This is a genomic window from Nonomuraea terrae, from assembly GCF_044465245.1.
GTDB lineage: Bacteria > Actinomycetota > Actinomycetes > Streptosporangiales > Streptosporangiaceae > Nonomuraea > Nonomuraea terrae.
The window spans coordinates 602,320-615,620 of sequence record NZ_JBITLL010000009.1 but is presented as its reverse complement, the minus strand read 5'-3'; the positions used below and the strand labels follow the sequence as shown (position 1 = coordinate 615,620).

Genomic DNA, 13,301 nt, shown 5'->3' with positions numbered 1-13,301 from the left:
GACGTGACAGAGCGCGCCGACCAGCTCGTGCTGAACTACGTCTCCAAGGCGGCCGACGCCGCCCACGGCGTGCTGAGGGCTGACCAGCGGCTCGACTTCTCGCGGCGGTTGCGGGCCAGGATCGAGGCGGAGCGGAGCGGCAGCCGGAACCCGCGCGACGTGGCCAAGGTGCTCGCCAGGTTCGGGGATCCGGTGGCCCTGGTGGAGCGGGAGGAGCGCAGGCTGGCCGAGGCCGGCGTGCCCACCAGACGCCACCCGGCGCCGGCCGCTCCAGGCGCCGCCACCACGACCACGCCGACGGCCGCTCCCGGCGCCGCCGTCACGACCACCTGGCCGGACGACGCCGCGCCGGGCACAGGACCGGCTTCCACCGTTCCGATCTCCGGGCCGGCTTCGGTTTCGCCGATCCCGGCGCCTGCTTCGACCGCGCCTGCTTCGACCGCTTCGAGCCCGTCTGTCGCGAGCCCGCCTGTTTCGAGCCCGCCTGTTTCGGCCGCGCACTTTTCCGCGGCGGCCGCTTCCGCGGGCTTCGCGTCCGAAGCGTTCGGGGACTCCGCGCCCGGGGAGGTGACCTTGCGGTTCCCGGCCGTCGCGGACGACGCCGGGCTGCCGCCCGGGGTGCGGGAGCATCGGCGGGTCGCGGGGGAGCGGCTGAGCAGGGGCCGGGGGATGCCGTTCGCGGGGCTGCGCCGGTTCGCCATGGCCGGGGCCAACCCGATGGCCACCGGCGGGCGGGACGCCAGGACCCTGCTCAAGGAGTATCCGCGCGACGCGGCGGCGATGGTGTTCCTGGTGGTGGCGGCGCTGCTGGTGCCGTTCGACCTGCGGCCGCTGGCGATCTTCCCGGTGCCGCTGGTGGTCTGGGCGGCGGCCGCCACGATGGTGCTGATCAGCGAGAGCTGGAAACTGCGCGACAAGCTGCTCGGCATCGGCGCGCCGATCCTGGGCTACTCCGTGGGCGGAGTGGTCGTCGGCGGCGTGCGCGTCGGGGTGGACGCCGGGCTGGGGGAGTTCGTGGCGCAGTTCTTCGACGTCAGCGGCACGATGTTCATGGTCGGGACGGGGCTGGGCGTCGTCTGGCTGGCCTACCGGCTGCTCGACGCCGGCTGAGACATCGGCTGAGACATCCGCTGAGACGCCGGCTGAGACGCCGGCTGGGGTGTCAGCTCACTGGGGCGGGGCTCGGGAGCAGGCCGACGGCCAGCCGTACCCAGGCGGCGACGAACCGGTCCTTCTCCGCGTACCCCGGCATCTCGCCCACCGTCTCCTGGAAGAGCCGGTAGTGCACCACGGAACCGCCGAGCACGGCCGCGATGCCCGTCCAGTCGATCTGGGCGTCGCGGTACTCCGGCTGGTCCTGGAACCAGGTGACGATGGCGTCGAACATGGGCTGCAGCAGCCCCTCGCGTACGACGGCGACCAGCTCGGGGAACTGGCTGAGGTCGCGGAAGAAGACCCGGGTCAGCTCCGACTCCTCGCGCACCTTCGCCAGCCCGGCCCGGCACACGTGCGACAGGCGTTCCTCCAGGGCCACCGACGTCTCCATGGCGTTCAGCTCGGCCAGGCTGCCGGCCACCTGGGTGCGGGTGCGGGCGGCGTGCTCGTTGATCGCCGCGGCGAGCACCTCGTACTTGGACTTGAAGTGCCGGTAGAGACCCCCGGCGCCAGGGGACAGCCCCGAGGCGGCTTCGATCTCGGCCACGGACGTCGCCGAGTAGCCACGCTCGGCGAAGAGCCGCAGGGCCTCGTCGATGATCCGCTCACGGGTCGATCTGCTCATATCTACGCTGATACCTCCGTAAGGAGAGTAGTCGGTGGGGAAAGGCCCTTTGGCTGCGGACCGCCCGAGCCGGGGCGAAGGGCGGATCCGTGCGGTCGGCGGGCCGGTCTGGCGCGCGTTCGCCGGCCGCGGCGCCTCTGCGACGAGCAATTCCTTTCTTCTCATTCCCCGGCTTCCAGAACAATGCTCGTTACGCGGTCAAGGGGCTGGTTTGGCATCCTGCTGGGGTGACGCCATCGGTGGGATTCGACCTGGACATGACATTGGCCGACACGCGTTCCGGGATCGCGGCGGTTTACGACGAGCTGGCCGTGCGATTGGGCGTGCCATTTGACAGCGCGGCCATCGTGCGAAGGTTGGGGCCGCCGTTGGAGGCGGAGCTCGCCAACTGGTTGCCCGCCGCGGAGGTCCCCACAGCCGCCGACCTCTATAGGCAGATTTATCCGGAAATGGGGGTTCCTGCGCACACCACCATGGCCGGCGCCCACGAGGCCGTCGACGCCGTACGCCGGGCCGGCGGCCAGGTCATCGTGGTGACCGGCAAGAACGTCCGCGACGCGGTCAGCACGGTCACCGCGCTCAAGCTGGACGTGGACGAAGTGGTCGGTTCCCTTTTCGGATCCGCCAAGGGATCGGCACTCGCGCGCTTCGGCGCGTCGGCTTATGTTGGTGACCATGTCGCGGACATCGAAGCGGCGCGCGCCGGCGGCGCCGTGAGCGTGACAGTTGCGACCGGCCCTTACACGGTGGGAGAGCTGCGTGATCACGGTGCGGATGTGGCGCTGGGCGACCTGACCGAATTCGGCGCCTGGTTCACCGCCTGGCGCGAACACCACGAGGCCCGGTAATTCCCCGGCATTTACCCGCTCGCCCTGGCGCTTCGCGGGGCATAACCTACATCCATCCGTCCTTCTTCTCGACTGTTTGAACGAGGTCGTCCTGTGCCGAGTGGCAAGGTCAAGTGGTACGACGCCGACAAGGGTTTCGGCTTTCTCACCCGCGACGACGGCGGTGAGGTCTTCGTGCATTCATCCGCGCTGCCTCCCGGTGCGGGCCCGCTGAAGCCCGGCCAGAAGGTGGAGTTCGGCGTGGCCGAGGGCCGCAGGGGCCAGCAGGCCCTGTCCGTGAGGATCCTTGAGCAACCTCCGACCCTGGCCAAGACCAAGCCCAAGGGCAGGCGGAAGAAGCCGGACGAGATGGTGGTCATCGTCGAAGACCTCATCAAACTGCTCGACGTCGTCTCGGAGTCGTACCGACGCGGCAAGCACCCCGACGCCGCCCACGCCAAGAAGATCTCCCAGGTCCTGCGGGCCGTGGCCGACGACCTGGAGGACTGACTCCGGGCGCCCCGATCCCGCGGCCGGCTCGTCCGGCCGCGGCGCCGGGGCGGACGCTCAGCCGTTGGGGTTGGTGAGCGGCTTGGTCGGGTCGAGGGTGTCGGTGCGGTGCTGGTCGGAGTGGGCGGCGGCCTCGGCGCGCCGGCGGCGGAGATCGTCCTCGGTGGCGCGCACCCGCCTGCGACGGGAGAGCAGCAGCCAGCCGAGCGCCGCCACCAGGGCGGCGGCCAGGGTGGCCAGCCCCGCCGTGGAACTGCGCGTCAGCGAGAGCACCAGCCCGACCAGGCCCCCCGACACCCAGGCGAGCTGCAGCACCGCCTCCACCACCCCGAACGTCGACGAGCGCACCTCCTCGCCGATCTCCCGCTGCACGATCGCGTCGAGCGCCAGCTTGCCGAGCTCCTGCGCGAACGCCGCGACCAGCGAGATCGCCAGGGCCGTCCACACGCCGAAGAGGATCGCGGAGACCACCGTGGTCACCGCCGTGACGGCCAGCGTGATGAGCACGATGACCTGCGGAGAGTGGTTGCGCGTCCAGTTGGCGACGACGGCTCCGAGCAGGCCGCCCAGCCCGGCCGCCCCCGCGAGCAGCGCGATCGTCTTGGGGATGTCGAAGAACGGGTCGCGCGCCCACGGCTCCTCGGCCGCCAGCCACGGCACCGCGCCGTCCTGCACGAGGAACAGCAGGAAGAACAGCAGGAACCCGGAGAAGACCCGGACGGCCACGTTGGCCCACACGGCCTCGGCCACCGCGGGGCCGACCTTGAGCAGGGTGCGCCAGCGCGGGGCCGCGCCCTCCTCCTCCAGGTCGGGCGAGTCGATGTGGCGCGGCAGGCGTACGGCGGCCACGCCGAGCAGCAGGAAGGCCACCATCGCGACGCGCAGCACGGCGGCGCTGCCCAGCCACGCGGTCAGCCCCGCGCCGACCGGCACCAGCACTCCGGCCGAGACCAGCGTGAACAGCGCCACCCGCGCGTTCGCCGACACCAGAGTGATGTCGGCGGGCAGCACGCTCGGCATGATCGCCGCCCGCGACACGTTGTACGCCTTCGACAGCACCAGCACGCCGAGCGCCCCGATGAACAGCGTCGGCAGGTCACCGGGGCCCACCGCGGCCGCCATCGCGAAGCACAGCAGGCCGCGCCCGAACAGCGTGCCGGCCATCACGTAGCGGCGCCCCGACCTGAAGCGGTCGAGGATCGGCCCGACGAACGGCGCCAGCAGCGCGAACGGCAGCATCGTGATGACCAGGTAGAGGGCGACGGAGCCGCGCGCCTCGCCGACCGGCACGCCGAAGAACACCGTGCTGGCCAGCGCGACCGTGACCATCGCGTCGCAGGCGCTGTTGCCGGCCGACAGCTCGATCAGCCGGCCGAGCCCGGTGCGGCCGGCGCCGTTGGCGTAAGTGAGCTTGCGGGCGGCGTGGCCGACCTTCCTGGCGCCGGTCGCGGTGACCCGGCCGGCCCGCGCCGTGCCGCCCACGGTGGCCTTGCCGGCGCGCGCGCAGGCGCGCCCGGCGTCGGCGACGCCGTGCGCCATCCGCCGGGACACCTCACGTGCCCGCTCCCAGCCACGCTCCACGCCTACCAGTCTTACCCGATTCGCGGGCCCTCTCCGCGGGAGATCTGAGGTTGCCGGACAACGCCGCCCCCGGCCCGATGCGGACACGTCTCCGCAGGGGACGCGAGGTCCCCGGGAGACGCTGGTCCCGAGGCGATTCGGACGAGCCGCCGCGGGAGATCCGAGGTCTCCGGGGCAACGCCTTCGCAGGGCCGATTCGGCGCCTTCTCGGTGGGAGATCCGCGGTTGTCGGCGCCCGCAGGTCCTGGGATGGGTGAGAATGAAGTGTGAGCGAACAGCACCTTTCGGCGGAGGCTGCCCGATGAGCCGCACCAGGGCCCGCGTCTCCGCTCCCGACCAGGCCTGTGTCGCCGCGGTCGATCTGGCGCGTGCCGCGGCCGAGGAGCTCGCGCGCCCGGGCGAGCCGGGCGAGCACCTCGGTTACGAGAGCGAAGGCGACCGGATCGTCACCCACTACTTCGCCTGCCTGGACCGCGCCTACCGCGGCTGGCGCTGGGCCGTCACCGTCACGCGCGCCTCGCGCGCGAAGAAGGTGACGGTCAGCGAGGCCGTCCTGCTGCCCGGCACCGGCGCGCTGCTGGCGCCCGAGTGGCTGCCGTGGAGCGAGCGGCTGCGCCCCGGCGACCTCGGCGTGGGCGACCTGCTGCCCACCCCCGAAGACGACGACCGGCTCGTCCCCGGTTTCACCGACACCGCCGACGACGCAGAGCGTCAGACGGTTTTCGAGTACGGCCTGGGCCGAGCACGTGTGCTCTCGGCCATCGGCAAGGACCGGGCGGCCAGACGCTGGCACTCGGGCGAGCACGGGCCGCATACACCGATCGCACACGCCGCTCCCGCGCAGTGCTCCACCTGCGGCTTCTACTGGCAGCTCGCGGGCAGCTTGCGGCAGATGTTCGGAGTCTGCTCTAACGAGTACGCCCCCGACGACGGCAAGGTGGTGGCCGCCGACCATGGCTGCGGCGCCCACTCCGAGGCCGCCGTGCTGCCACCGCCCGTGGAGCAGGCCATCCCCATCCTCGACGATCTCGGCTACGACCTCATGGAGGAGGAGGCCGGATCGGTCGACGAGTCCGCCTCGGAGGAGCTCGGGCATTCGTGATCTGAGTGTCGGTGAAGGCCGCTACCCTACGGTGGCCCCCAACCCACAACCAGGATCGTGACAGATGAGCGACACCTACGGCACTGACCGGATGCGAGCGACCGTCCTCGCTGCGTGGACGGCCTCGCCCGCCAGGTTCCGCGAGGACGCCAACGCGGAGGAGGACTTCGCGCTCGGCGGCTACCGCGACCGGCTGATCGTCGAGCTGGCGCAGAACGCCGCCGACGCGGCCCTGCGGGCGGGTGTGCCGGGAGTGCTGAGGCTGACGCTGCGGGGCGACATGCTGACCGCCGCCAACACCGGTGCCCCGCTCGACGCCACCGGTGTGGAGAGCCTGTCCACCCTGCGGGCCTCCGGCAAACGCGACGAGAGCGGCGCGGCCGGCCGGTTCGGCGTCGGCTTCGCGGCGGTCGTCTCCGTCTGCGACGCGCCCTCCATCGGCTCACGCGGCGTCGGAGCCGTCCGCTGGTCCCGCACGGAGACCGCGGCGCTGGTCGCCGAGATCCCCGCGCTCGCCGGCGAGCTGGCCGGGCGGGGCGGCCACGTGCCGCTGCTGCGGCTGCCGTTCGACGAGCCGCCGCCCATCGACGTGCCCGAGGGGTTCGACACGATCGTCCGGCTGCCGTTGCGCGACCGGGCCTGCGTCGAGGTGGTGCGGCGCATGCTGGCCGAGACCAGCCCGGCGCTGCTGATCGGCATGCCCGCGCTCGAGGTCATCGAGATCGAGGTCGAGGGCGAGACGCGCAAGGTGGTCGCCGACGGCTGGCACGTCGTGTCCGAGTCCGGCGCGTTCTCCCCCGAGGAGGTGAGCCGGCTCTTCGCCGACCGGCCCACCGAGGAGCGGGCGCGCCCCTTCTGGTCGCTGCGCTGGGCGGTGCCCGTCACCGGCACCGGCGAGCCGGGGCCGCTGCCCGAGACCGTGCCGCCCGTGGTCCACGCGCCCACGCCCAGCGACGAGCCGCTCGACCTGCCCGCCCTGCTGATCGCGTCGTTCCCGATGGCCACCGACCGGCGCCACGTCGCCAAGGGGCCGCTCGCCGACTTCCTGGTGGAGCGGGTGGCCGACGCCTACGTCCGGCTGCTGCGCGAGCTGCCGCGCACGCCGAAGCTGCTCGACCTCGTCCCGTCCTTTCTGGGCAAGGGCGAGCTCGACGCCCGCATCCGCCGCGCCGTCCTGGCGCGGCTGCCTGCCACGCCGCTGTTGCCCGCGCTGTCCGCGCCCGCCCCGGCCGTGCAGACGCCGTCGTTCGCCGAGTCGCCGGTCTACGAGCCCGACGCCGAGTGGCTGGTCGAGCATCCGGCGCGCGAGCCCGAGGGCGACGGCTGGGTGGTCGCGGGCCGGGAGGCGGCCGTGGTGCCGTCCGCGACGGCGGAGCTGCTGGAGACAGTCGCCGCCTTCGTCCCCGGGCTGCTGCCGGCCGGCTGGCCCGCTCGCCATCCCGCCATGTCCGCGCTCGGCGTGCGCAGGGTCGAGCTGGCCGACGTGGTCGACCTGCTGTCGGGCGAGGCCGTCGAGGCGCGCGAGCCGTCGTGGTGGCGCTCGCTCTACGACGTGCTGCCCGCCGACGACCCCGAGTCGCTCGGCGCGCTGCCGGTGCCGCTGACCGACGGGCGGCTCGTCCGCGGGCCGCGCGGCACGCTCATTCTCACCGACGGGGGCGCCGACCTCGACCTGACGCCGCTCGGGCTGCGCATCGTGCACCCGGAGGCGGCCCACCCGGCGCTGCTGCGCCTGGGCGCCGCCGAGGCCACGCCCCGTACGATCCTCGACGATCCGCTGACCAAGGCGGCCGTCGCGCAGTCGCTCGACAGCCCCGACCCCGAGTCGGTGGCGCGGGCGGTGCTGTCGCTGGTCGACGCGGCCGGGCTGGCCCCCGGCGAGGCGCCGTGGCTGGCCGAGCTGGCGCTGCCGGGCGCCGACGGCGAGATCTACCCGGCCGGCGAGCTCATGCTGGCCGGCGGCGCGCTGGCCGGGCTGCTGGAGGCCGACACCCATCTCGGGGTGGCGGCGTCCGAGCTGGAGGAGACCTACGGCGCGCGGGTGCTGGCCGCGGCGGGGGTGCTCGACGGGTTCGCGATGGTGCACGAGTCCGACGTGCTGCTCGATCCCGACGAATGCGACCACGACCTCGACGGCGAGGCCGAGTGGCTCGACCACGTGCTCGACCTGCTGCCCGATCTCGACGTGCCGCCGCTGGTGCCCGAGTTCACCGCCGTGCGCGACCTGGAGCTGGTGGCCGACTGGCCGGCCGCGCTTGAGCTGCTGGCCAGGCCGCCGCTGCGGGCCGCCCTCCACCCGTTGCGGGTCGAGGGCGTGGAGGTGCCGTCCTACACCGCGTGGTGGCTGGCCCACCACTCCGTGCTCGGCGGGCGCAAGCCGCTGGAGCTGCGGCTGCCCGGGGCCGACCCGCTGCTGCAGGGCCTCTACGCCGACGCGCCGGCGGGCCTCGACGAGGCGGCGCTGGCGATGCTCGGCGTCCGTACGACGCTGGCCGAGCTGCTGACCTCGCACGGCGGGCCGGAGGAGCTGCTCGACCTGATGGCCGACGAGTCGATCGAGGTCGACCGGGCCCAGTTGCGCGCCCTGTGGATCGCGCTGGCCGCCGTCGACCCGTCGCGGGTGGCGCCGCCGTCGCGGGTGCGGGCGGTGCTGGGCGGCTCGATCGTGGTGGCCTCCGCCGACGACGCGGTCGTGGTGGAGGCGCCCGACCTGCTGCAGCTCGTCACCGACCGGCCGCTGGTGCTGGCCCCGTACGACCTGGCCGAGGCGTTGTCGGAGCTGCTCGACCTGCCGCTCGCCGGTGAGCTGACACCGGGGGAGGTCACCTCCGAGGGGGCGGTGCGGCCGGTGCCGGCCGAGGTGCGGTCGTTGCTGCCCCACGCGCCCGAGACGTACGTCGAGCACGACAAGCTGCTGGTCGACGGGGTGGCGTGCGCGTGGCGCTACTTCGAGGGCGCGGTGCACTGCACGGGCGTCGACGGGCTGGCGCGCGGGCTGGCCTGGGCCACCGGGCAGTGGAACGACCGGCTCGCGGTGGCCGCGCTGCTGCGTGATCCGGCCGCGGTGCCGCTGCTGCTGGCCGAGGCGGATCTGTCCTGAGCCGGCGAGCCGCCGTCTGACGGGCCGCCCGCAGCGGCCCGTCGCGGACGGCCCGGTGGCGGTCTGTCAGGGCTGGCCTGGTGTGCGGGCTGTCAGGGCTGGTCCGGGCGCGTCAGCGGCGGCGGCGGACCATCCACATGCCGAAGAAGCCGAACGCGATCCCTGTCACGCAGGTCCAGATCCACCACGTGTTCTCCGGGGCTGGGCGGAAGATCAGCAGGAAGACCAGGGCGACCGCCCACACGGCGGTCCCGGCGGCGACGGTGGTGAGGTCGTTGGTCTTGATCGGCTCCGGGTCGGGATGCCACTGCTGCTTCACGTGTCCAGACTAGCTTCCAATCGGGTCTCGATCCCATTACTGACTCTTTTCGCAGGTCACCGCAACTGTCACTCTTCGCCGCGTGAGCGACACACGTAGCGCAATAGATCGATACTTCTCAATTTCCGCACGAGGCTCGACCATCGCCCGTGAGATCCGGGGCGGCCTGGCCACGTTCTTCACGATGGCGTACATCGTCGTGCTCAACCCCCTCATCATCGCCAACGGACAGGACGTGGAGGGCCAGTACATCGGCGACGGCAGCGCGCCCAACGTGGCGCTCGTCGCGGCCGGCACCGCGTTCGTCGCCGGCGTGATGACGATCCTCATGGGCGTCGTCGGCCGCGTGCCGTTCGCGATGGCGGCCGGGCTCGGGCTCAACGCCTTCGTGACCTTCAACATCGCCAGCGTCATGACCTGGGAAGAGGCCATGGGCCTGGTCTTCCTGGAGGGCGTCATCATCGCTCTGCTGGTGCTGACCGGCCTGCGCACGGCTATCTTCCACGCCATCCCCGCCCAGCTCAAGACCGCCATCAGCGTGGGCATCGGCCTGTTCATCGCGCTGATCGGCTTCGTGGACGCCGGCTTCGTGCGCAGGGCCGAGGGCACGCCGCTGGAGATGGGCATCGCCGGCAGCCTCACCTCGTGGCCGATCCTCGTCTTCGTCGTCGGCCTGCTGGCCACGGCGGCGATGGTGGCGCGGCGGGTCAAGGGCGCCATCCTCATCGGCATCGTCGGCTCGACCGTCCTGGCGTTCGTCGTCGAGGCGATCGCCCAGGTGGGCAGCGCCTCGCCGGAGAACCCGGGCGGCTTCCAGCTCAACCGTCCCGTCGTGCCCAGCGAGCCCTTCGGCTTCCACAACCCGCTCACGCTGTTCACCGAGTTCGACCCGTTCGGTGGCTTCGTCCGGGTGGACCTGCTGCTGGCGGGGCTGTTCGTGTTCACGCTGCTGATCACGGACTTCTTCGACACCATGGGCACGGTCGTGGGCGTCGGTCGCCAGGCGGGCCTGGTGGGCGAAGACGGCGCGCTGCCGCGTACCAAGCAGATCCTGCTCGTCGACTCGATCGGCGCGGCGGCGGGCGGCGCGGGCTCGGTCTCCTCCAACACGACCTACATCGAGTCGGCCGCCGGCGTCGGCGAGGGCGCGCGGACCGGCCTCGCGAGCGTGGTCACCGGCCTGCTGTTCCTCGTCGCGATCTTCTTCGCACCGCTCGTGACCATGGTGCCGTACGAGGCCGCGGCGCCCGCCCTGGTCGTCGTGGGCTTCCTCATGATGACGTCGATCCGCGACATCGACTGGAACGACTACGAGATCTCGATCCCGGCGTTCCTCGCGGTCGTCATCATGCCGTTCACCTACTCGATCTCGAACGGCATCGGCGTCGGCTTCATCATGTACGTGCTGATCAAGATCGTGAAGGGCAAGGCGCGGGAGATCCACCCGCTGCTGTGGGGCGTCACGGCGCTCTTCGTGCTCTACTTCGCGATCGGCCCGATCAAGATCCTGTTCGGGCTGTCCTGAGCAGCGGTCGTCCTGCCGCTCGCGGTTCGCGTCGTCCGTGACGGCCGCCGGCGCCTGGCCGGCTGAGAAACCGTCGCATCCGAAGCCGTCCCATGCGCACGCAGGGGGCGGCTTCGGGTATCAAAGGGTGAGACGCTTACGTTGGGAAATATCTTGAGTTCCCTTATAGTTAGCAAAGGTAATGACTCATGCTAACCAGAACCCCGTTCAAGACGGACCTGCGCAGCGACGCAGGTCTCGCTTCCGCCTTGCGCGTTTCGCTGACAAGGCTCAACAGGCGTCTGCGGCGCCAAGCGGCGGCGCACTCGCTGACGCCCACGCAGTTCGCGACGCTCGCCGCGGTGGATCGGCATTCCGGGATAACCCCCGGCGAATTGGCCGAGCTCGAGAAAGTGCAGCCGCCCTCGATGACACGCGTGATCGCGGCCCTCGAGGAGCGCGGCCTGGTCGCCCGCACCCCGCATCCGACCGACCGGCGCCAGGTGAGCGTGTCGGTGACCGAGGCCGCCGAGAAGCTGCTGAAGGAGGAGCGACGGCGCAAGGAAGCGTGGCTGACACAGCGGCTGAAGGAGCTGTCGCCGGAGGAGAGGTCGATACTCAGGCAGGCGGCGCCGATCCTGGAGAAGCTCAGCAAGATCTAGAGCCTGAGGAACCCAAGACCGGGATGTTCCGGTCGCTCAAGATTCCCAACTACCGCATGTACGCGGCCGGGAGCATCGTCACCAACACGGGCACCTGGCTGCAGCGGACCGCCCAGGACTGGCTGGTCCTCGACCTGACCAACGGCAGCGCATCGGCGCTCGGCACGGCCACCGCACTGCAGTTCCTGCCGATGCTGCTGTTCGGGTTGTTCGGTGGCGTGATCGCCGACCGCTACCCCAAGCGGCCCATCCTCGTCGCCGCCCAGACGCTCATGGGCCTGCTGGCCCTCACCCTCGGCGCGCTGACGCTGACGGGCTCCGCCGAGGTCTGGCACGTGAACCTGATGGCGTTCCTGCTCGGCATGATCTCCTGTGTGGAGGTGCCGACGCGGCAGGCGTTCGTCGTCGAGATGGTCGGACGCGGCGACCTGCCCAACGCGATCGCGCTCAACAGCTCCATCTTCAACCTGGCCCGCGTGGCCGGTCCGGCGCTCGCCGGCGTGCTGATGCACCTGCTCGGCGGCCCGGGACCGCTCTTCGTGCTCAACGCGCTGAGCTTCCTCGCCGTGATCGCCAGCCTGGTCTTCATGCGCTCGTCCGAGCTGAACCCGGCCGAGCCCGTGCCCAGGGCCAAGGGGCAGCTCCGCGAGGGCCTGCGGTACGTGCTCCAGCGCGACGAGCTGCTCATGCCCGTGCTGCTGATCGGGTTCGTGTCGATGTTCTCCCAGTCGTTCTCGATGTCGATCGCGCTGATGGCCCGCGAGGTGTTCGGGGCGGACGCGTCGTCGTTCGGGCTGGCCTCCAGCATGTTCGCCGTGGGCGCGCTCGGCGGGGCGCTGGTCGCCGCGCGCCGGGCCAAGCCGACCCGGAAGGTGCTGTTCGCGGGGGCGCTCGGGTTCGGGCTGTTCCAGATCGCGACCGGGCTGGCCCCGATCTACCCCGCCTACCTGATGCTGCTCGTGCCCGCCGGGATCGCGCTGATCACGATCAACACGGCGGCGAACGCGAGCGTGCAGATGGCCACGTCCCCCGAGATGCGGGGACGCGTCATGGGGATCTACTTCCTGGTGTTCACCGGTGGGGCGCCGCTGGGCGCGCCGCTGGTGGGCTGGCTGTCCGACCTGGGCGGGCCCCGGGTCGGCGTGATCCTGTCCGGCGCCCTGGTGCTCGTGGGCACCGGCCTGGCGGTGGTCATGACGCGGCTGATCAGCTCGCGGGTGCGCAAGCCCGCCCTCGCCGTCGCATGAGTCATGTCCCCCCGGCGGGCCGGTGCGCCGACCGGCCGGGGGCGGCGGCACAATCGGGGACCATGAGGTTGTTCGCGGCCGTGGTGCCGCCCGACGAGGTGCTGGACGAGATCGCGCACGCGATCGCCCCCCACGTCGGGCAAGTGCCCGGCCTGCGCTGGCCCGACCGGGCCACCTGGCACATCACCCTGGGCTTCTTCGGCGAGGTGCCCGAGGCGGCGCTGCCCGAGCTGGAGGAGCGCCTGGCCCGCGCCGTGCACCGCCACCCGGTGGCCCACCTGGCCTTCGACCACTTCGGCGCGTTCTCGTCGCTGCGCCGGGCGCGGGTCTTCTGGGTGGGCGTCACCGGCGACTCCATGGCGCGCCTGGCCGACTCGGTCAAGGCGGGCGCCCGGCGGGCCGGGGCGACGCAGACCGACGAGAAGCGGTTCCACCCGCACCTCACGCTGGCCCGCGCCAAGATCGAGACGGACCTCCGCCCGCTGGTGGAGTCGCTGGAAGGGTTCAGCGGCTCGCCGTGGCGGGCGGAGCGTGTCCGTCTCGTACGCAGCCACACAGGGCCCCAGGTGAGGTACGAGTCACTCGCCGAATGGGCGCTGGCACCCTCCACGCGCGGCTAGGCTCCAGGTCGTGGACCGTCCTCGCCCCTGGTTGCTGCCGATCGTGCTC

General features: G+C 72.0%; 12 protein-coding genes. 9 read left to right on the top strand and 3 right to left on the bottom strand.

The features are described 5' to 3' along the window. The first annotated feature begins 3 nt into the window (after nucleotides 1-3). Nucleotides 4-1,110, top strand: a complete 1,107-nt coding sequence (locus ACIBP6_RS45150) for a hypothetical protein (RefSeq protein WP_397061209.1) — start codon at nucleotides 4-6, stop codon at nucleotides 1,108-1,110. A gap of 52 nt (nucleotides 1,111-1,162) precedes the next feature. On the opposite strand, the gene ACIBP6_RS45145 is transcribed toward ACIBP6_RS45150, so the two are convergent. Further along, a complete protein-coding gene (locus tag ACIBP6_RS45145; RefSeq protein ID WP_397061207.1) occupies nucleotides 1,163-1,780 on the bottom strand; it encodes a TetR/AcrR family transcriptional regulator in 618 nt (205 codons plus the stop codon). A gap of 239 nt (nucleotides 1,781-2,019) precedes the next feature. Here ACIBP6_RS45145 and ACIBP6_RS45140 point away from each other — a divergent pair, with 239 nt between their 5' ends. Then, on the top strand, nucleotides 2,020-2,628 hold the full coding sequence (locus ACIBP6_RS45140; RefSeq protein WP_397061205.1) for an HAD family hydrolase: 609 nt from the start codon (nucleotides 2,020-2,022) through the stop codon (nucleotides 2,626-2,628). Nucleotides 2,629-2,721: 93 nt separating this feature from the next. Then, nucleotides 2,722-3,117, top strand: coding sequence for a cold-shock protein (locus ACIBP6_RS45135; RefSeq protein WP_132613354.1), 396 nt, complete (start codon nucleotides 2,722-2,724; stop codon nucleotides 3,115-3,117). A 57-nt stretch (nucleotides 3,118-3,174) separates the two neighbouring features. On the opposite strand, the gene ACIBP6_RS45130 is transcribed toward ACIBP6_RS45135, so the two are convergent. Continuing rightward, nucleotides 3,175-4,698, bottom strand: a complete 1,524-nt coding sequence (locus ACIBP6_RS45130; RefSeq protein ID WP_397061203.1) for an MFS transporter — start codon at nucleotides 4,696-4,698, stop codon at nucleotides 3,175-3,177. Nucleotides 4,699-4,999: 301 nt separating this feature from the next. Here ACIBP6_RS45130 and ACIBP6_RS45125 point away from each other — a divergent pair, with 301 nt between their 5' ends. Together ACIBP6_RS45125 and ACIBP6_RS45120 are read left to right on the top strand one after the other, a co-directional pair. Then, nucleotides 5,000-5,800, top strand: coding sequence for a DUF3027 domain-containing protein (locus ACIBP6_RS45125; RefSeq protein ID WP_132613358.1), 801 nt, complete (start codon nucleotides 5,000-5,002; stop codon nucleotides 5,798-5,800). 64 nt (nucleotides 5,801-5,864) lie between these two features. Beyond that, nucleotides 5,865-8,900, top strand: a complete 3,036-nt coding sequence (locus ACIBP6_RS45120; protein WP_397061201.1) for a sacsin N-terminal ATP-binding-like domain-containing protein — start codon at nucleotides 5,865-5,867, stop codon at nucleotides 8,898-8,900. A 112-nt stretch (nucleotides 8,901-9,012) separates the two neighbouring features. Here the strand turns inward: ACIBP6_RS45120 and ACIBP6_RS45115 are convergent, their stop codons facing one another. Next, nucleotides 9,013-9,219 (bottom strand): DUF2530 domain-containing protein, encoded by a 207-nt coding sequence (locus ACIBP6_RS45115; protein ID WP_397061199.1) that lies wholly within the window; start codon nucleotides 9,217-9,219, stop codon nucleotides 9,013-9,015. Nucleotides 9,220-9,301: 82 nt separating this feature from the next. Here ACIBP6_RS45115 and ACIBP6_RS45110 point away from each other — a divergent pair, with 82 nt between their 5' ends. From ACIBP6_RS45110 to thpR, 4 genes are all read left to right on the top strand, one after another. After that, the gene (locus tag ACIBP6_RS45110) at nucleotides 9,302-10,744 is read left to right on the top strand and encodes an NCS2 family permease (RefSeq protein ID WP_397061197.1); all 1,443 of its coding nucleotides are present in this window, start codon (nucleotides 9,302-9,304) and stop codon (nucleotides 10,742-10,744) included. A gap of 188 nt (nucleotides 10,745-10,932) precedes the next feature. Beyond that, nucleotides 10,933-11,385, top strand: a complete 453-nt coding sequence (locus ACIBP6_RS45105; protein ID WP_397061195.1) for a MarR family winged helix-turn-helix transcriptional regulator — start codon at nucleotides 10,933-10,935, stop codon at nucleotides 11,383-11,385. 23 nt (nucleotides 11,386-11,408) lie between these two features. Beyond that, a complete protein-coding gene (locus ACIBP6_RS45100) occupies nucleotides 11,409-12,632 on the top strand; it encodes an MFS transporter (protein WP_132613368.1) in 1,224 nt (407 codons plus the stop codon). Between the two features lie 62 nt (nucleotides 12,633-12,694). After that, nucleotides 12,695-13,252 (top strand): RNA 2',3'-cyclic phosphodiesterase, encoded by a 558-nt coding sequence (gene thpR / locus ACIBP6_RS45095; protein WP_397061193.1) that lies wholly within the window; start codon nucleotides 12,695-12,697, stop codon nucleotides 13,250-13,252. Nucleotides 13,253-13,301 lie beyond the last annotated feature (49 nt).